This window comes from Bradyrhizobium sp. Rc2d (genome assembly GCF_900099855.1).
Lineage (GTDB): Bacteria > Pseudomonadota > Alphaproteobacteria > Rhizobiales > Xanthobacteraceae > Bradyrhizobium.
On the sequence record NZ_FNCU01000022.1, the window covers coordinates 119,110 to 137,412 of the forward strand.

Sequence of the window (18,303 nt, forward strand, 5' to 3'; positions counted from 1 at the left end):
TTTCGCCCTCGAAACTCGCCGACGTCGGGCCTCGCATCGGCAGGTCTTTGCTCCGCGTTTGTCGCCCGTGTTCGCACAGGATATGACTCGGATCACGGCCGGATGTTCGGCCACTCCGAGGTTGCTGCTGTGACTAATGGGATCAAGCTCGTCCTCTTCGATATGGACAATGTCCTGTGCGACTACGACAGGGGAAAACGTGTTGCGCGTCTGGCGGAGCTTGCGGGATCGACCAACGAGTTCATCCACAAGGCGATCTGGGACAGCGGATTCGAGCTGCTCGGCGATTGCGGGGCTCTCGATGCAGCCGACTATTTGCGGGGCTTCGGCGAGCGCATCGGCTATCCGCTCTCGCTCGACGAATGGGTCGAGGCGCGGCGCCGTTCAATGCAGGCCAAACGCGCGATGCTGGAGATTGCCGGCAGCTTGCGTAAGACCGTCGACATTGCCGTCCTGACCAACAACAGCACGCTGGTCGCTGACCATATCGACACGCTGCTGCCGGACTTGCGCCCGCTGTTCGGCTCCCGAATCTACACCTCGGCCCAGTTCAAGACCGCGAAGCCGGACCCGCGCTGCTACCGCCTCTGTCTGTCGGAGCTCAACGTGAGGCCGGAGACCGCCCTGTTCGTCGACGATCTCATGGCCAATGTCGCCGGCGCACGCGAGGCGGGTCTGTTCGCGCATCACCACACGTCAGTGGAGAGCTTCAGGCACGCCCTTTCGGAGCACGGCCTGCTTCACCAATGATCCGCGCGGCCCTCCGCCGGCATCAAGCCAGATGGCACGAGACAAAATGCCCGCCCGACCCTTCTCTCAGCTCCGGCGCGCTTTCCGCGCAGCGCGGCTGGGCGATCGGACAGCGGGTGTGGAAGTGGCAGCCGGACGGCGGCTTCATCGGGCTCGGCACGTCGCCCTTGAGGCGGATGCGTTCGCGCTTGAGCTTGGGATCGGGCACCGGCACCGCGGATAGGAGCGCCCTGGTGTAGGGATGCTGCGGGTTGCGGTAGAGGTCGCTCGCCTTCGCCAGCTCGACGATGCGGCCGAGATACATCACCGCGACGCGGTCAGAGATGTGCTCGACCACAGAGAGATCGTGCGCGACGAACAGATAGGTGAGGTTCAACTCGGCCTGGAGATCTTCCAACAGGTTGATCACCTGCGCCTGAATCGATACGTCGAGCGCGGAGACCGGCTCGTCGCAGACGATCAGCTTCGGTTCGACCGCGAGGGCGCGCGCGATCACGATGCGCTGGCGCTGGCCGCCGGAGAATTCGTGCGGATAGCGCCGCATGTGCTCGGCCTTGAGCCCGACCTTGACCAGGAGAGCCGCGACGCGCTCCTCGCGCTCTTTCGCGGACGAGGCGAGATTGTGGATGGTGAAGGCCTCGCCGAGGATCGCGCCGACCGTCATGCGCGGATTGAGCGAGGCGAACGGATCCTGGAACACCAGCTGCATGTTCCGCCGCATCGCGCGCAGATCGTTGCCGCCGAGCTTGCGCACATCCTGGCCGTCGAAGGTGACCTCGCCGTCGGTCGGCTCGATCAGGCGCAGCACACAGCGTCCCGTCGTCGACTTGCCGCAGCCGGACTCGCCGACGAGACCAAGCGTCTCGCCGCGATTGACCGAGAACGACACGCCGTCGACCGCATAGACGGTGCCGACCTGGCGCGACAGCAGGCCGCCGAGCACAGGGAAATGCTTCTTCAGGCCGTTGACGCGGAGCAAGGGCTCGCTCATGCCGCGCCTCCCAAATTAGTATCTCCCAGATGACAGGCCATGCGGTGACCGGGCGCGATCTCGCGCAGCAGCGGCTCCTTCTCGGTGCAGACCTTCATGGCAAACTTGCAGCGCGGGGCAAAGCGGCAGCCGACCGGCGGATTGATCAGGATCGGCACCGAGCCGCCGATCGCCTCCAGCCGCGTCTTGTGCTCGCTGTCGAGGTCGATGCGGGGAATCGAGCGGATCAACCCTTGCGTATAGGGATGGCGGGGATCGCCGAAGAGGTCGTCGACGAGCGCCTCCTCCACCACCTTGCCGGCATACATCACGACAACACGCTGCGCGGTCTCGGCGACGACGCCCATCGCATGGGTGATCAGCATCACCGCCATGCCGAAGCGGTCCTTCATGTCCTGGAGCAGGTCGAGGATCTGGGCCTGGATGGTGACGTCGAGCGCGGTTGTCGGCTCGTCGGCGATGATCAGCTTCGGCTTGCAGGCGAGCGCCATCGCGATCATCACGCGCTGGCGCATGCCGCCGGAGAACTGGTGCGGATAGTTGTGCACCCGGCCTTCGGCGTTCGGGATCTGCACCAGCTTCAGCATCTCGATGGTGCGCTCGAGCGCCTGCTTCTTGGTCACCGCTTCGTGCCGCCGCAGGCTCTCGGCGATCTGCTCGCCGATGGTGAGCACCGGATTGAGCGAGGTCATCGGCTCCTGGAAGATGAAGCCGATCTCCTTGGCCCGGATCTCGTCGAGCTGATTGCTCGTCAGCGGGACGAGATCGCGACCCTCGAAGATGATCTGGCCCGCCGCGATCCGGCCCGGCGGCATCGCGATCAGCTTCAGGATCGACATCGCCGTCACGGTCTTGCCGCAGCCGGACTCGCCGACGACGCAGAGCGTCTCGCCTCTGTTGATGGAGATGTCGACGCCGTCGACGGCCTGGAGGATGCCGTCGTCGGTGGAGAAGTGGGTTTTCAGGCCCTTGATTTCGAGCAGCGGAGCCATCAGATCACCCGTCGCGCGTCGAGCGCGTCACGCAGGCCGTCGCCGATGAAGTTGATGGCGACCACCGCGATGAAGATCGCGCCGCCCGGAAACAGCGCCCAATGCGGACCGATGTCGAGAAAGTCCTTGGCATCGAACAGCAGCCGGCCCCAGGTCGGGGTATCCGGCGGGAAGCCGAGGCCGAGGAAGGACAGCGTCGATTCCGCGATGATCGCAGCGGCGACGTCGATGGTGCCAGCGATGATCACCGGGCCGACCGCATTCGGCAGGATGTGGCGCACCACCTGCCGCACCGGGCTGGCGCCGAGCGCGCGCGCGGCTTCGACGAACTCCTTCTCACGGATCGACAGGAATTGCGCACGCACCAGGCGCGCCACCGGCATCCAACGCAGGCCCCCGATCACGAGCACGATCAGGATGAAGATGCCGCCCTCGGGTCCGAACAACTGCTTCAGCCCGTCGCGGAAGAGATAGATGAGCAGCAGCAGCAGCGGCAGTTGCGGCAGCGACAGGAAGAGGTCGGTGAGCCACATCAGGCCGTGCCCGAGCGCGCCGCGCGACATGCCGGCAAGCGCGCCGATCAGCGTGCCGATGAACACCGAAACCAACATGGCGGCGAGCCCGACCGCGAGCGAGATTCGTCCGCCATAGATCATGCGCGCCAGGATGTCCTGGCCGAGATCGTCGGTGCCGAAGGGATGCGCGAGCGATGGGCCCTGCATGCCTGCGACGATGTCGATGTCGTTGATCTTGATGCGCCAGATGAACGGGCCGATCACCACCGCCAGCACCAGGATCAGGAGCAGGAAGGCGCTGATCACGGCGAGCCTGTGGCGGCTGTAACGCCGCCACGTCTCGCGCCAGGGCGAGTAGCCGCCCCGCTCAGCGGAGGGAGATGCGAGGGTCAAGCCAGCCATAAAGCACGTCCGCGATGAGATTGAACAGCACGACGAGGCACGCGAAGACGAAGGTGACGGCCATCACCACCGGCGTGTCGTTGGAAAGGATGGAGGAGATCAGCAGCGAGCCGATGCCGGGGATGCGGAAGATCTGCTCGGTGACGATGGCGCCGCCGAACACCGCGGGCATCTGCAATGCAATCAGCGTCACGACCGGGATCATGGCGTTGCGCATCACGTGCTTGATGATGACCTTGGCCTGGCCAAGGCCCTTGGCACGTGCCGTGGTGACGTAGTCGAGCCTGATGACGTCGAGCATCGCCGAACGCACGAAGCGCGTCATCGACGCCGCCTGGAACAGGCCGAGCACCGCCACCGGCATGATCGCCTGCCTGATCATCTCCAGCACCCAGCGGATGCCGGTCGCCTTGATGTCGGTCGTATAGACGAAAGGCAACCAGTCCAGCGTGACCGAAAAGATCAGGATGAACAGGATGCCGGTGAAGAAGGTCGGCAGCGAGAAGCCGACGAAGGCGAGCGTATTCGCGATCTGGTCGAACAACGAATACGGCTTGGTCGCAGCATAGACCCCGACGGGGATTGCGATCAGGAGCGCCAGGATCTGCGCCGAGCCGATCACGTAGAGGGTGGCCGGCAGGCGCTGGAGGATCAGCGTGTCGACGTTCATCCGGCTGACGAAGGAGAAGCCCCAGTCGCCGTGCAGCATGGCGTTGAGCCAGTGCAGGTAGCGGAGGTGAATCGGATCGTCGAGGCCGAACTTGGCCCGAAGCGCCGCCTGCACTTCGGGCGGCACGTTCGGATTGGTCGCCAGTTCGGAGAACGGATCTCCGGGCGCGAGCGCGAGCACGACGAACAGCACGACCGAGATTCCGAGCAGGCTCGGAATCGCGATCAGCAGGCGACGCAGGACGTATTGGCTCATGAGGGAAAGGCCCCGTCTAGAGTTTGGGGATCATTCCTCGCGGTACCAGTCGAACAGATTGTCGGTTTCGTTGGCCCAGCCGGAGATCACCGGGCGCAGCGTGTTCGAGGCCGCCTCCACTTTGAGCCGGTGCTGCGCCGGAATGAACACGGTGTCCTGGAACAGGAGGTCGTTGGCCTTGATGTAGAGCGCCGCGCGCTTGACCGGATCCATCTCGCCGTCGGCGGCGTCGATGGTGGTGTCGTACTCCTTGTTGACATAGCGCGGGAAGTTGGTGCCCTGCCACTTGTTCTCCTTCGTCGCCACGTTGCTCGAATGATAGCGGCGCATGTGCTGGGCCGGATCCGGCTGGCTCATCGGGATCTGGAACATCTCGATGTCGGCATAGAACTTCGCATAGGTGTCGGGATTGGCGACGTCCGACGAGAAGAACACCGAGGCCACGACCGACTTCAGCTCGACGTCGATGCCGGCCTTCTGACAGGCCTGTTTGACGATCGCCTGGGTCTTCTGGCGCGGGCCGTTGATCGAGGTCTGGTAGAGCAGCTTCAGCTTCTTGCCGTCCTTCTCGCGGATGCCGTCGGCGCCCGGCTTCCAGCCGGCATCGTCCAGGATCTTCGAGGCTTTCTCGATGCTGAACTCCCACGAGGTGTTCTTGGAGACGAACTTTTCGGGGCCATTGAGGAAGTTCGCGGTGGTGCGGCCAGCGCGGCCATAGATGGCCTTCTTGATGGACTCGCGATCGACCAGCAGCGACAGCGCCTTGCGCACGGCGGGGTCGGAGAACAACGGATGCTTGGTCTTCATCGAGGAGCGCTCGCCGTCGACCTCGGTGTTGGGATCGGTGAAATTGAGCGCGATGAATTCGGTGTCGCCGCCCACGGCGTAGATGGTCTTGCCCTTGCCGCCCTTCTCCAGGCGCAGGAGGACGTCGTCCTCGACCTGGATGTTCCAACCAAAATCATACTCACCGGTCTGGATCACCGCGCGTGCGGCCGACACAGCGTCGCCGCCGCCCTTCATCTCGAGCGTGTCGAAATAGGGCCGGTTCGGCATGTGATAGTCTTTGTTGATCTCGCCGCGGATCAGGTCGCCGGGCTTGAACTCGAGGAACTTGTAGGGGCCGGTGCCGACGGGCGCGAGGTTGTTCGGCGCTTCGCGGGACTTGGAGCCCTTGTACTCGGCGAACAGATGCTTCGGCAGAATCTGTCCGGTTGCACCGACAAAGGCGTCCGCCCAGAACGGCGTCGGCTGCTTGAAGGTGAGGCGGACCGTCAGATCATCCACCTTCTCGACCGTGATGTCGCGGTAGGTCGCCACAGTGACGGCGGCCGTCGCCGGATCGATGATGTATTCCCAGGTGAAGACGACATCGTCGGCCGAGAACGGCTTGCCGTCGTGCCATTTCACGCCGGGCTTCAGCTTCCACGTTACCGACTTGCCGTCGGCGGCCAGCAGGCCGTTCTGGGTCGAGGGAATCTCGGACGCCAGAACCAGCTTCATGTTGCCGTCCGGATCCCAGCAGGCGAGCGGCTCGTAGAACAGGCGCGAACCGTCCTGGTCCTTGGTGCCGGTGGCGAAATGCGGATTGAGTAAGGTCGGACCCTGCCACCACAACAGCTTCAATGCGCCGCCACCGCCGCGCTTGGTCGGCTTGTAGGTCGAGGCACCCTCGGCCATGGCGACACCGCCGAGCGCGAGGATCTGGTTGGCCAGCGGTGCGGTCAGGCCCACGGCAGCCAGGCGCTGGATGAAGGCGCGGCGATCCATCCGCCCGTCCTTCACCTGGCCGATAATCGAACGCAGTTCTTTATCCAGCATGGTTGTCCCCCGTCTGGTTTCCATAGTGATGAAGGCGGCCGTGAAGTGCGGCCGCTCATTTGGCTGGCAGTAGATGGCACACCGAATGGGGTGGACGTCAACTGGGACCGTGTGTGTGCAAACGGTCTTCTGGCTGTCCGTTGGGCAAAACTGCGTTCTCCGAGCCCATCCGTTCGGCAATCCAGCATCAAATCATGCTGGATTGCGCGCTGCACTGCGGAAAATTTGTTCGCCGGATCAGACGAAGTATCGAGGCGAAATTCTACGCCACGGACATATCGAGCGGCGGCGCGACGTGATCCGGCAACGGACAAACGTAAGGCGTCTTGGCCGTCCGCTTCTGAAGATCCGCCTTGGCAGACTTGATCAGCTCCGGTTCCGTCAGCGCCTTGATGCCGAGCCCGGCCATCGCCTTGGCTGCCTGCACCATGGCCTTGTGGGCATGCGGGCTCTTGCCTTGCGCGACCACCTGCCAAGTGTGGAAGGGCGTGCCGATTGCAACCGTCGGTGCGTGAACCTGCACGGTCGGGACCACCCAGCTCACGTCACCCACATCGGTCGAGCCGACCAACGGGTTGCGCTTGGCATCCAGCGGCACCAGGAAGTCGGCCAGCGGCCGATCGGTCGGCTCCATACCGATCGCGTAGTAGACCGACGAGATGTCCTTGTCGCTCAGCGTCGCACGGATCTGGCCGGCAAAGCTCTTGTCCGCGTCGTCGAAATGCGGCGGTCCGAGCTCTTCCATCACCCGGTGCAGCGCCTGTTCCAGCGGCGTGTTCGGCAGGATGTTGGAGACCGCGGAGATGATCTTCATTTCCACCTTGGTCTCGGTCATCAGCGCCGCGCCCTGCGCGATCTTGGACACTCGCTCGACCAGCTCGTTCATGCCGGGAAGGTCGCGGGCGCGGATCGAATAGCGCACGCGCGCATGGGCCTGCACCACGTTCGGCGCGATGCCGCCGGTGTCGAGCAAGGCATAGTGCACGCGCGCGTCGCTCGGCATGTGCTCGCGCATGTAGTTCACGCCGACGTTCATCAATTCCACCGCGTCGAGCGCAGAACGGCCGAGATGCGGCGAGGCCGCCGCATGCGAGGTGCGGCCGGTGAAGATGAAATCCGCGCGCGTGTTGGCGAGCGACGGCGTCACCGCCACTTCCCAGAAACTGTGCGGATGCCAGGTGATGGCAATGTCGGCATCTTCGAACGCACCGGAGCGCACCATGAAGGCCTTTGCCGCGCCACCTTCCTCTGCGGGGCAGCCGTAATAGCGCACGCGACCCGGCACCTTGTTCTCGGCGAGCCAGTCCTTCACCGCAGTCGCGGCGAGCAGCGCGGCGGAACCGAGCAGATTGTGACCGCAGCCATGGCCATGGCCACCGGTCTCGATCGGACGGTGCTCAGCGACACCCGCCTCCTGGCTCAATCCCGGCAGCGCGTCATATTCACCCATGAAGGCGATGACCGGACCGCCCTCGCCCCACTCGCCCATCAGCGCAGTCGGGATGCCGGCGACGTTCTCGGTGATGCGGAAACCCTGATGGCGCAGCTCGGCCAGATGCTCGGCGGCGGACCGCGCCTCGGTGTAGCACACCTCGGGCATGCCCCAGACCTTGTCGCTGAGGTCGATGAAACGCGCCTTGATCGTGTCCACGCCACGCCAGATGTCGCTGCGGTTATCCATGCTTCGATCCGTGATCCCTGGTCAAACGAAGCGGCAATGGTTAGCAGCTTCGTTGCACGGCGCCTAGCACCTCGCCGGACACCAGCCATGCGGCGGCTGCCGGATCGAATGGCCGCCCGCCGTCTGTGCACGAACCGTCGCTAAGCCTTTCGAAGATTTCACGCGGCGTTCTCTGGAATAGTTGGGAACGAGGCTTTCAAGACGGCGTCCTCCGGCCTAAATTATGCGTGCTTCGCACCTCGTTCCGCCGGCCACGGCGGAGCGATGCTCTCAGCCAGGAGAACTCCATGCCCGCCCTGACCGAATGGAGAGTGCCGCCGGCCAATCAGCCGCGTGCGAGCGATTATGGTTTCGATCTCGACCGCGCGCTCGGCTCCGTCGTCGGCCTGCACGCCATCATCCCGCCGGACGCCTTCAGCGCCGAGACGCTGGGCACCGAACGCGCCGGCAACGGCGTCGTGATCGACGACGGGCTGGTGCTTACCATCGGCTACCTCATCACCGAGGCGGAATCCGTATGGCTGCACCTCGCCGACGGGCGTGTCGTCGAAGGGCATGCGCTCGGTTTCGATTCCGTCACCGGCTTCGGCCTGGTACAGGCGCTCGGCCAGCTCGACGTCGAACCCCTGCCGCTCGGCACCTCGGCGGAAACGCGGATCGGCGACCGCGTCGTGGTCGGCGGCGCCGGCGGCCGCACGCGCTCGGTTGCGAGCCAGATCGTGGCCAAGCAGGAATTCGCCGGCTATTGGGAATATCTGCTGGATGAGGCGATCTTTACCTATCCCGCACATCCGAACTGGGGCGGCACCGCGCTTCTCAACGAACGCGGCGAGTTGATCGGTATCGGCTCGCTCCAACTCGAGCGCGAACGTGACGGCAAGGCCGAGCATGTCAACATGATCGTGCCGATCGACCTCTTGAAGCCGATCCTCGATGACCTGCGCAAGTTCGGCCGCGTCAACAAGCCGTCACGGCCCTGGCTCGGGCTCTACTCGACCGAGATCGACAACCGCGTGGTGGTGATCGGGATCTCCGCCAACGGTCCGGCCGCGCGCGCCGAGCTCAAGACCGGCGATGTCATCCTCGCCGTGGACGGCGACAAGGTCACGAGCCAGACCGGCTTCTACAAGAAGATGTGGGCGCTCGGCGCCGCCGGCGTCGACGTGCCGCTCACCGTGCATCACGAAGGCGTCACCTTCGACGTCACGGTGACCTCGACCGATCGCTTCAAGCTCCTGAAGGCGCCGAAGCTGCACTGACGCAAGGCTTGAGGAAGCGGCGATGACCGAGGCCGTGGTGGACGACATCGTGGCCGTGCTGCCGCCGCTGCTCAATGCGCTGGAGGCGCTCGGCTTCTTCCAGCGGCATCTGCACCCGCCGGCCTTCGCGTCGGTGATGAACGCGATCGGCGTGCCTGACGAGGCGCTGCAAGCGGCGCGGGCAGCGATCGGCGACTGGCCGGAGCAGTTCACCGGCCTGCGCGGTCGGCTCGATCGCGCCTGTGACGAGACACTCGCCGCCTTTGCCGGCATTCGCGAGGTCGAGCGCGGCAATGGCGATCTCGTCGCGGTGTTCCGCGCGCTGCGCCACCTGCCGCGGGCACAGGAGGCGCTCTATCCGCTGGCGCTGCAGTTTCCGCCCGTGAGCAGCTTCTTTCTCAACGCTGCCAATCGCGAAAATGCCGACCTGTTGTCGCGGCTCGAAGTCGGCGCGAGCGAAAATACCGGCATCTTCCACGATCACAACGAGCCCGGCAGCCGCGGTGGCTTCTCGGTCTATGTGCCCGAATATTATACGCCCGATCGCGCCATGCCGCTGGTGATGGCGCTGCATGGCGGCAGTGGCAATGGGCGCGGTTTCCTGTGGAGCTGGTTGCGCGATGCGCGCAGCCTTGGCTCAATCCTGGTGGCGCCGACCGCGACCGGCCCGACCTGGGCGCTGATGGGCGACGATGGCGATACGCCGAACCTCATGCGTATCCTCGAGACCGTGCGCGGCCGCTGGAGCATCGATGCTTCGCGCATGCTGCTGACCGGCATGAGCGACGGCGGCACCTTCTGCTATGTCACCGGCCTCGACGCCGCTTCACCCTTCACGCATCTTGCGCCGGTGTCGGCGACTTTCCATCCGCTGATGGCGGAGATGGCGGACGCCGCGCGCCTCCAGCGCCTGCCGGTCTTCATCACCCACGGTAGGCTCGACTGGATGTTTCCGGTGCAGACCGCGCGGCAGACGCAGGCGGCGCTCTCTGCCGCTGGCGCCGACGTCACCTATCGGGAGATCGACGACCTCAGTCACACCTATCCGCGCGAAATCAACGCGGAGCTGCTGCAGTGGCTGAATGGGACATGAACGATCCGTCCTTATCTGTGCCGTACTGCCGCGGGAACCATTGCTCCGGGCCGACGTTATCGCCGGTCACCGGAGGTTCGCTATGCAGACTTTTTTTGGAATGATCCTGGGCGCGCTGCTGCTCGCGGGCGGCGTTTACGTCTATGATTCTATGCAGACGTCGTCGGTCGCCAATGGCGAGGTCGCGATCACCAATCGCACCATCGTGAACTGGGATGTCGCCAAGGCCGATTGGGACGCGCTGCGCGACCGTGCGCACAGGGACTGGGTCCGGATCTCGTCGAAGTAGCGACGCCGCATCATGAACAAGGCGCCGTCGCGAACTCCGCGGCGGCGCCTTTGTGTTGCGTGATGACTAAAGCGCGATGAGATTAGGATGAATTGTCATCGCGCTCTAGGTTATTGTTTGAGCATGATCTTTTCGGAAAACCGCTGCGCACTTTTTCGGATCATGCTTTAGCGCTCGGCTCAGTTCATCTTGGCCTTGCGCGCGTCGGCAATGACCTGCTCGAACTCGTTCATGCTCAGCACGCCCGGTACGCGGTACTTGCCGACGATGAAGGACGGCGTGCCGCGGAAGCCAAAGGCTTCGGCCTGCTCGTTGTTGCGCTTGAGGATGGCGTCGATGTCCTTGGCGTGGCCGGCGAGATCGCGCTTCAGGCGGTCCATGTCGACGCCTGCGCCAGCGAGAAGCTCGTTGATGCGCGGCTCGGTCAGGCGCGAGCTGACGCCCATCATGGCGTCGTGGGCCTGATGGTACTTGCCCTGGAATTTCGCCGCGAGCGCGGTCCGCGCCGCCGTGACCGAGACCGGCCCGAGGATCGGCCAATCCTTCATCACCAGCCGCACCTTGCCGTCGTCCTGGACGACTTGGCGCAGCTCGGGCTCGAGCTTGCGGCAATAGGGACAATTGTAGTCGGACCATTCGACGATGGTGATGTTGCCGTCGGGATTGCCGGCAACCGGCGTGTCGGGATCGCGCAGCACCTTGGCTTCGGTCAGCACCTCGTCGTCGGCGGCGGCGCGCACGAAAGTGGTCCCGCCTGCCGCCAAGGCGCCCACCCCTAGCAACGTCAACGCCGCGCGCCGCGTCGTCACAAGGCCCTTATTCCCAGATCCAGCCATATCTCGTCCCGTTTCGGTCCCATCGCCGCAAATACGATTCGGGACCGGGAATTGTTACGGCTGATATAGAGCGTCACGGGCGCGATGTCATCGCCATGCTATGCGCGGATCGCGGCCGGCGCTTGCGAGGTCGCAGCGCGCGGCAGCATCGCCATCAGCGTGCCGGTCATGGAAGCGATCAGCGTCGTCTTGCCCTCGTGCTCGGCAAAGGCGCTGGCTTCGCAGAAGGTCAGCGTGCGGCCGGGTTTGACTACCTCGGCCCTGAAGACGAAGCGCGCGCCCCTAGCAGGTGCGAGCAGCGTGGTCTTGAACTCGACGGTGAGGATGTCCGCTTCGCGCGGCATCAGGGTGAAGGCGGCGACGCCGCAGGCATTGTCGAGGCCTGCGGTGATGATACCGGCATGGACAAAACCGTTCTGCTGCGTGAAGGCTGCCGAATGCGGCATCGCCAGCTCCACCTCGCCCGGGGCGAGATGGACAATCGAGATACCAAGCGTGTGCATTGCCGGCTGGGCCGCGAACATCGCCGTGGCCGCCGCGTGGTAATCCGGGTTTTTCGGCTCGAATGCGACCATGATTCACGCCTCCGCCGGCACGGAAAGGTGCCTCATGGCGATCTCTCGGATGGCATCGGCGAACGCTACGGACTTCCGTAATTGGCGATCCATGTGCACGCCGGTGATCTCGCAGGTCGCCGCGAGTTCGCCCGTCTCGGCATTCGTCATGTCGTGCCGGAAGCGGATCGATTTGTCGCGAAGCTCGAGCAGATGGCTGCGGATCTCGACGATGTCGCCGGCGAGCAGCTCGCGCTTGTAGGCGATGTTCTGCTGCACCGCGGCCATGCCGCGGCCCGAGCTGCGCAGATAGCTCGGCGTCAGTCCGAGCCGGGCGAACAGATTCCAGTTGGCCTCGTCGAACTTGCCGACGTACCACATGATGTTCATGTGGCCGACATGATCGCATTGCCACGGATAGACCGTGCCGCGATAGGTCGCCTCCTGCTCCATCGCAATTGGCTCCCTGTCCTTTTCTTCCGCCTTTGCGGATTGATACGGTAGCGTATCAGAGCACCGTCGCGCTAGCAATACGGCACCGTATCAAGAATCCGGCGAGGCTTCCTTCATGAGCGACGGCAAGGGCGATGTCTGGGTCGAGGCAGGGTTTACCGAGCTCGCCCGATCGGGGGTCGAGGGCGTGCGGGTGGAGGTGCTCGCCAAGAACCTCGGCGTCACCAAGGGCGGCTTCTATCGCCGCTTCGCCGACCGGGCCGCACTGCTCGAAGCCATTCTGGAACGCTGGCGCGAAGGACGTATCGCGGCGATCGCGCAGCAGACGAGTCTCGACGGACAAGAGCCCCGCGAGCGACTGAAGGCGGTGATCCAGCTCTATTCCGAGCGGCTCAATCCGGCAGCCATGGCGATCGAGCTCGCGATCCGGCAATGGGCCCGCTCGGATGAGGGCGCGGCGGCGGCGGTGGCGAGCGTGGATGCGGCGCGGCTCAAGCACGTCGCCGAGCTCTATCGCGCGACCGGCCTTGCGGCCGAGGAGGCCGAGGCGCAGGCCTTCCTGTTCTATTGCTTCATCTTCGGCCAGAGCCTGTTGTTCATCGAGCGCGGCCCGCGCAAGCGGTCGCAGCTCGTGGCGAAATCGGCCGAGAAGCTGTTGGGCTAGACAAAACGGCCGGAGCGTTGCTCCGGCCGTTGCATCAATTCGAAGCTCAGGCGGCGCCCTTCAGCTTCTTGGTGCATTCGCTGTAATAGCCGCCGCCCTTCTGGATCCACTTCAAGCCGCCATTACCATTGGTCGTCTTGTTGGCATTGTACTGGTCGACGCAGGTGTGGAGCCGCGCCTTGCCGGGGGTCTCCTTGGCGTATTTCGGATCGACCGCGTTCGGATAGATCGCAGGTCCAGCCGGCAGCGTCGGCGCGGCCTCCTTCTTCGCCTGCTTCGGCTCGGCAGGAGCGGCGGGCGCAGCCGGAGCAGCCGCCGTGGGCGCAGCGGCAGGCGTTGCGTCTGCACCGCACTGGGCCTTGCGGAATTCATTCCACTTCATGGTGCCGAGCGAGCCGTCCTTCTTGGCCGCCTGATATTTTGCGCTACACTCCTGCGCGGTCAGTGCCTGCGCCGGCGCGCTCGCCACCAATGCCGCGACACCTGACGCTGCAATCGCACACAACAATTTTGTCTGAATGGTCATCCCTGGGTCTCCTCCTTGATCTTCCTCGAGGGAAGTGAAACGAGGATTGCTATCCTAGCGTGTCGGCCGCTTGCGACAAGGATGCGATGGGCTGCGCCGGCAAAATATAGTGATCCCGTCGCTCAACTCATTCATGTCGCGTTCAGCAAAGCGAGCCGACGTTCCCAAACCTTCGCAATTTTCCCAAGAAGAGTGCAACACATGACCTTCACGTCCCGCCTCGCCGCCCTCGCTCTCGTCTCCCTGCTCGCCACCGGCACGGCCTTCGCACAGACCGCCGCGCCGGCCGCCAAAACCGACGCTGCTGCCACCGCCGACAAGAAGGCGCCGAAGGAGCGCTCGGCGGAATCGCTCGAATGCTCCAAGCAGGCGGACGCCAAGGGATTGAAGGGCAAGGAGCGCAAGAAATTTCGCCGCGAGTGCATGAAGGAAGCAAAGGCCGGCACCGCCGCGCCCGCCGCCCCTGCCGCCGACAAGAAGTAAGTCCGTCCCGATCCTCCGCGAGCATCAGCGGGAGGCATGCGCATTGCGGCATGACGAGCCTGCAATTGTGCGCCTCCCACTGATTTGCGATAAGGTGGCGTGAAACAAATCGTCGCCTCCCTGCCGTTCGAATGGCCGAGCCGTGCCAACTTCTTGAGCACGATGGAGACGCTTGTCATCGGCACCGCCGGTGGCCTCGTGTTTCTCGTCGCGGGCCTTCCCGGCGGGCTGATCTCGGGCGCGATGATCGCGGTCGGGATCGCCGCAATCGCCGGCCGCCAGCTGGCGTTGCCGCCGATCCTGACCCAGACCGTGCTGGTGCTGCTCGGCATTTCGCTGGGCTCGGTGGTCTCGCGCCATCTGATCCAACAGGTCAGCGCCTATCCCGTCACCATCGGCCTGCTTGCGCTCGCGACCTTCTGCTCGACCTTCGGATCGAGCTATTACCTGCAGCGCGTCCATGGCTGGGACCGCACCTCGGCCTTCCTTGCCGGCAGTCCCGGCGCGCTGTCGCAGATCACGATCCTGGCGGTCGAGCGCGGCGCCGACCTGCCGGGCATCGCGGTGGTGCAGACCATGCGCGTCATCATCCTCACCGCGGCGCTGCCGATGGTGCTGGCGATCGCGGGCGTGGCGCCCTCCGCCGCACCGTCGCTGACGACGACGATCGCCTCGCCGCTCGGCCTCGTGGGGCTGGCCGCAGCCTCGCTGGCGGTGGCGCTCTTCCTGCGGCTGATCAAATTTCCGGCGAGCTGGATGTTCGGTGCGATGATCGCCTCCAGCGTGCTGCATGGCGCCGGCTGGGTCGAGGGCGGCTTGCCAAACTGGGTACGCGGCGTGGCCCTGGTCGGCATCGGCGCCCTGATCGGCAGCCGCTTCGCACGGATGCGGATCAAGACTTTGGCCGGCCATATCAACGCGGCGCTGGGCTCGTTTACGGTCGCAATTGCCGTCTCCGCCCTCTTCGTCGGCATCGTCGCGCTCACCACGCCGGTGAAATTCTCCGATGTCGTCGTCGCCTTCGCACCGGGCGCGATGGACGCGATGCTGGCGCTGGCCCTGACGCTGCACATCGACCCGATCTTCGTCGGCGCCCATCACCTGTCGCGCTTCGTCTTCGTGACGATCGCGACACCCGGCATCGTGCACTTGTTCGGGCGCACGCAAGATGATGTGGATGATTGACGGGGCGCAGCTCTCGTAGGGTGGGCAAAGCGCAGCGTGCCCACCAGCGACTGGTGTGAGTGTCGATGAATGGTGGGCACGGCGCGCGAAGAGCGCGCCTTTGCCCACCCTACGGCAGCTACCTAGCGCTTCGCCGTCCGCACAAATCCCCATGCGGCGATCGCGGCCATCAGCAGCGAGATCAGCACGTTGTAGCCGGCAAGCGAGAGGCCGAGGAAGCGCCACTGCACCTCGTCGCAGCGGACCACCTTCACGGTGTCGAGCCGCGAGAAAAGGTCGCCGGCGTTGCCGAGATTGACCACGGGACCGGAGCAGTCGGTCGGTCCCTGCCAAAATCCCCATTCGACGCCGGAGTGATAGGTGCCGAGACCGGCATTGGCGAGCGTCGCCAGCGTGAGGATCGCCAACGCAGCGAGCAGCAGCGGCCGCGGCGCGCCGCTCCTGGCCGCAAGCGCCGTGAGGGCACCGAGCGGGATCGCGAGATAATAGGCGTAGCGCTGCTCCAGGCAGAGCGGACAGGGTACAATCTCAAGCACGAGCTGGAAGAACCAGGCGCCCGCGATCGTGGCGGCGGCGATCAGCGTGACGAGCAGCGAGGCGGTCAGCGCGGGACCGGCGCTGGCCGGCTTGAACGCTGGTATGGCAGCACTCCGGGTCGTCACGGCAGCCTCTCTCCGATGGGTCGCGCGTCTAAGCCTCTAACTCCGGCCCATGCGGCTGTCGAGAACGGCGGGGATCACTTTGGCGCGGGTTGACCCCGCCCTGTCCATGGCTATAGTCCGCCGGCTTCGCGACGTCCCTTGGGCCGACCGAAGGCCCCTGTGGCGGAACTGGTAGACGCGCTCGACTCAAAATCGAGTTCCGCAAGGAGTGCTGGTTCGATTCCGGCCAGGGGCACCACGCTTCGCCCTTCGGGCTTCGCGTGGCGCAGCCACGCTGAACCGAAGGGTGAAGCGTGTCCGGCGAAGCCTCTTGGCGAAGACGGACTGGTTGAGCAGAGCTCCTCCCCTAGCCATTCTCCCATCCCCACTGTATAAGCCCTCAGCTTCTTCACTGAACCGAAGGAGCTCACATGAACGATCTGCACGCGTGGCTTTCCCAGCAGCACCACGGTTTGCGGACCTTCCAAATCTTCCAGCAAAAGCTCGAGAGGCTCGGCCGGGACGATCCCGCGCAGCGCGGCCTGTGCCGTCTGCTCAGCGGTGTCGTCGGCAGCTATGTCGAGGCCTTTGACGAGGCCCCGCTGCCGGTCGAGGTCGCCGACGGCGCCTATCGTCGCCTGCTGACGCTGCTCGCCAGCCTCGATCTCCACGGCGACGCCACGAGGCGGCTCGCCGACATCAACCGCGTGGCGACCTGCGAATTGTGGCGGTGATTGGCAGGATGAGCGCGCACACTTCAATTTTCAAACAGCGAGACACGCCTAGACAGCCTCGCGACGCATGACGCCCGAGTCTTGTGCTTCTCTTGGCGCCCCTTCCTTGGAAAGGGCGCAGGGAAGGCCGGGTGCCGGCTGGCACCCGCGGTCCGCTGTGCGCAAATTGCGCGAAGACAAATGCACAGCGGCATACAGGGCAGCCTGGACATCCCGGCCTTTCCCTGCGCAGTGGTTTGACGGCTTATGGCGCGCTCTCCCCGGGGAGCGATGCACTATTGCCCCCGTCGCCTTGCGGATGGCTGATGCGCGCGCCCGGTCGGGCAGCACGCACCACCGCAAGCCTTGACGCACAGACCCCGGGCGCCAGGACCACACGCTTTTGCCGTACGCGAACCGCACCTGTCGTTTGCGCACCGCTCAACCGCTCACGGGCCAAACCCGCCCTGCGATTGCCCAGCGCGCCGATGCGCTCCACGTCCACCGCCACCCGGCCCGCGCATCGTGACGATCGCGAAACGCCCCTTATCCATGGGCCGGGATGACGAATCATGTACGATATTTCCGAATTTCGGTCAATCGGAATCCTTCGGCTCCCGAAGGGGCGAGCGTTCTGACAGACCTTGTTCCGACAGGGAATCATCTTCTGCAGATCGATAGCCTCATTCTCGCCCCGGCTCTATCCACATCGTCATTGCGAGCGCAGCGAAGCAATCCAGGCATGCATCCGCGGAGATAGTCTGGATTGCTTCGTCGCAAGAGCTCCTCGCAATGACGAGGAGGAGAGACTACGCGTCCGGCACCGCCACGAGGCGTTCGACTTCGCCGTGCCAGTACCTATATCCTGTGGCAACTGATGTGATGCAGCGGACAGCTTCGATGGCCAGGAGACGCACGACGGATACTGACGCCGACGACCTCCCCCGCTTCTTCGTCTGGGTCCGGGGCCTCGAAGGGCCCGAACCTCAGAAATGGATGACGATGGATTTCGGCGTCGGCGATTGGAAGCGGCCGCTCGTGCTGGCCTATCTGGAACTGCCGGAGGACGAACGGCATCTATCCCTGTCGGTGCTGGCCCGGCGCTATCCACCGCCGCGGGATGATCTTTCGTGAGCCGGGCTAGGGTGTACATAAATGTCGGCTCCGCTAGGCAAAGTGGAAGTCACCCCGCTTGAGCGCGCTCGGCGGCTTGTGACCCTGGCTGTGTGAAAAGCCACGAGTCAGCTACGATTCCTCCGTTTCCTGATGGGGGATACGGATGGGACGCTTCGTTGAAGGTGCGGACAGATCCCAGCTGACGCTCTTGCCGGAATGTTTGGAGGATTGGGTAAGCGAAGACAACGCGGTCCATGTGATCGACGTGTTCGTCGAGGCGCTCGATCTGCATGGAATGGGGTTTGAGCGTGTGATCGCCAAGGAGACGGGCCGGCCCTCCTATCATCCGGCAGTCCTTCTGAAGCTTTACATTTACGGTTATCTCAATCGGGTGCAATCCAGTCGCCGCCTGGA

Annotated in this window: 21 protein-coding genes and 1 tRNA gene; 11 read left to right on the forward strand and 11 right to left on the reverse strand. The window is 64.5% G+C overall.

The genetic code is table 11. The features are described 5' to 3' along the window. Positions 1-102 precede the first annotated feature (102 nt). Complete coding sequence (locus tag BLV07_RS25705; RefSeq protein ID WP_091891305.1) at positions 103-750, forward strand: HAD family hydrolase; 648 nt, start codon at positions 103-105, stop codon at positions 748-750. A gap of 22 nt (positions 751-772) precedes the next feature. Here BLV07_RS25705 and BLV07_RS25710 read toward each other — a convergent pair whose 3' ends face one another. From BLV07_RS25710 to BLV07_RS25735, 6 genes are all read right to left on the reverse strand, one after another. Next, entirely contained in the window at positions 773-1,741 is a 969-nt protein-coding gene (locus BLV07_RS25710; protein WP_091891308.1) for an ABC transporter ATP-binding protein, read from the reverse strand. Then, entirely contained in the window at positions 1,738-2,733 is a 996-nt protein-coding gene (locus BLV07_RS25715) for an ABC transporter ATP-binding protein (RefSeq protein ID WP_091891311.1), read from the reverse strand. The genes BLV07_RS25710 and BLV07_RS25715 overlap by 4 nt, the downstream gene beginning before the upstream one ends. Then, positions 2,733-3,650 (reverse strand): ABC transporter permease, encoded by a 918-nt coding sequence (locus BLV07_RS25720; RefSeq protein ID WP_091891314.1) that lies wholly within the window; start codon positions 3,648-3,650, stop codon positions 2,733-2,735. Before BLV07_RS25720 ends, BLV07_RS25715 begins: the two co-directional genes overlap by 1 nt. Next, complete coding sequence (locus BLV07_RS25725) at positions 3,616-4,575, reverse strand: ABC transporter permease (RefSeq protein WP_091891317.1); 960 nt, start codon at positions 4,573-4,575, stop codon at positions 3,616-3,618. The genes BLV07_RS25720 and BLV07_RS25725 overlap by 35 nt, the downstream gene beginning before the upstream one ends. Positions 4,576-4,605: 30 nt before the next feature. Next, positions 4,606-6,396, reverse strand: a complete 1,791-nt coding sequence (locus tag BLV07_RS25730) for a peptide ABC transporter substrate-binding protein (RefSeq protein WP_091891320.1) — start codon at positions 6,394-6,396, stop codon at positions 4,606-4,608. 262 nt (positions 6,397-6,658) lie between these two features. Further along, complete coding sequence (locus tag BLV07_RS25735; RefSeq protein WP_091891323.1) at positions 6,659-8,077, reverse strand: M20 family metallopeptidase; 1,419 nt, start codon at positions 8,075-8,077, stop codon at positions 6,659-6,661. 287 nt (positions 8,078-8,364) lie between these two features. On the opposite strand from BLV07_RS25735, the gene BLV07_RS25740 reads away from it, so the two are divergent. The 3 genes from BLV07_RS25740 to BLV07_RS25750 all read left to right on the forward strand — a co-directional run bounded on the left by BLV07_RS25740 (position 8,365) and on the right by BLV07_RS25750 (position 10,718). Then, positions 8,365-9,336: a S1C family serine protease gene (locus BLV07_RS25740; protein WP_091891326.1), complete on the forward strand. Its 972-nt coding sequence runs from the start codon at positions 8,365-8,367 to the stop codon at positions 9,334-9,336. Between the two features lie 22 nt (positions 9,337-9,358). Then, on the forward strand, positions 9,359-10,429 hold the full coding sequence (locus BLV07_RS25745; RefSeq protein WP_091891329.1) for a carboxylesterase family protein: 1,071 nt from the start codon (positions 9,359-9,361) through the stop codon (positions 10,427-10,429). Positions 10,430-10,511: 82 nt separating this feature from the next. After that, positions 10,512-10,718 (forward strand): hypothetical protein, encoded by a 207-nt coding sequence (locus BLV07_RS25750; protein WP_091891332.1) that lies wholly within the window; start codon positions 10,512-10,514, stop codon positions 10,716-10,718. Positions 10,719-10,897: 179 nt separating this feature from the next. On the opposite strand, the gene BLV07_RS25755 is transcribed toward BLV07_RS25750, so the two are convergent. The 3 genes from BLV07_RS25755 to BLV07_RS25765 form a co-directional block, all read right to left on the reverse strand. Then, positions 10,898-11,554, reverse strand: coding sequence for a DsbA family protein (locus tag BLV07_RS25755; protein ID WP_091891335.1), 657 nt, complete (start codon positions 11,552-11,554; stop codon positions 10,898-10,900). Between the two features lie 98 nt (positions 11,555-11,652). After that, the gene (locus BLV07_RS25760; protein WP_091891338.1) at positions 11,653-12,129 is read right to left on the reverse strand and encodes a PaaI family thioesterase; all 477 of its coding nucleotides are present in this window, start codon (positions 12,127-12,129) and stop codon (positions 11,653-11,655) included. Positions 12,130-12,132: 3 nt separating this feature from the next. Then, entirely contained in the window at positions 12,133-12,561 is a 429-nt protein-coding gene (locus BLV07_RS25765; RefSeq protein WP_091891342.1) for an acyl-CoA thioesterase, read from the reverse strand. 115 nt (positions 12,562-12,676) lie between these two features. Between BLV07_RS25765 and BLV07_RS25770 the strand changes: the two genes are divergently transcribed. Further along, positions 12,677-13,225 carry a TetR/AcrR family transcriptional regulator gene (locus tag BLV07_RS25770; protein ID WP_091891345.1) on the forward strand — a complete coding sequence of 183 codons (549 nt, stop codon included), beginning with the start codon at positions 12,677-12,679 and terminating at the stop codon, positions 13,223-13,225. 46 nt (positions 13,226-13,271) lie between these two features. On the opposite strand, the gene BLV07_RS25775 is transcribed toward BLV07_RS25770, so the two are convergent. Next, positions 13,272-13,751, reverse strand: a complete 480-nt coding sequence (locus BLV07_RS25775; protein WP_091891348.1) for a hypothetical protein — start codon at positions 13,749-13,751, stop codon at positions 13,272-13,274. A 201-nt stretch (positions 13,752-13,952) separates the two neighbouring features. On the opposite strand from BLV07_RS25775, the gene BLV07_RS25780 reads away from it, so the two are divergent. Then, on the forward strand, positions 13,953-14,234 hold the full coding sequence (locus BLV07_RS25780) for a PsiF family protein (protein WP_128942322.1): 282 nt from the start codon (positions 13,953-13,955) through the stop codon (positions 14,232-14,234). Positions 14,235-14,333: 99 nt separating this feature from the next. After that, positions 14,334-15,419, forward strand: a complete 1,086-nt coding sequence (locus tag BLV07_RS25785; protein WP_091891354.1) for an AbrB family transcriptional regulator — start codon at positions 14,334-14,336, stop codon at positions 15,417-15,419. Between the two features lie 122 nt (positions 15,420-15,541). Here BLV07_RS25785 and BLV07_RS25790 read toward each other — a convergent pair whose 3' ends face one another. Continuing rightward, complete coding sequence (locus tag BLV07_RS25790; RefSeq protein WP_091891357.1) at positions 15,542-16,081, reverse strand: disulfide bond formation protein B; 540 nt, start codon at positions 16,079-16,081, stop codon at positions 15,542-15,544. 153 nt (positions 16,082-16,234) lie between these two features. Between BLV07_RS25790 and BLV07_RS25795 the strand changes: the two genes are divergently transcribed. From BLV07_RS25795 to BLV07_RS25810, 4 genes are all read left to right on the forward strand, one after another. After that, a tRNA-Leu gene (locus BLV07_RS25795) sits at positions 16,235-16,319 on the forward strand. A gap of 172 nt (positions 16,320-16,491) precedes the next feature. After that, positions 16,492-16,794: a hypothetical protein gene (locus BLV07_RS25800; protein WP_091891361.1), complete on the forward strand. Its 303-nt coding sequence runs from the start codon at positions 16,492-16,494 to the stop codon at positions 16,792-16,794. 879 nt (positions 16,795-17,673) lie between these two features. Beyond that, a complete protein-coding gene (locus BLV07_RS25805) occupies positions 17,674-17,907 on the forward strand; it encodes a hypothetical protein (protein WP_091891364.1) in 234 nt (77 codons plus the stop codon). 145 nt (positions 17,908-18,052) lie between these two features. Then, positions 18,053-18,303: transposase (locus BLV07_RS25810; RefSeq protein ID WP_143035492.1), on the forward strand; the 251-nt coding region annotated here is incomplete at its 3' end.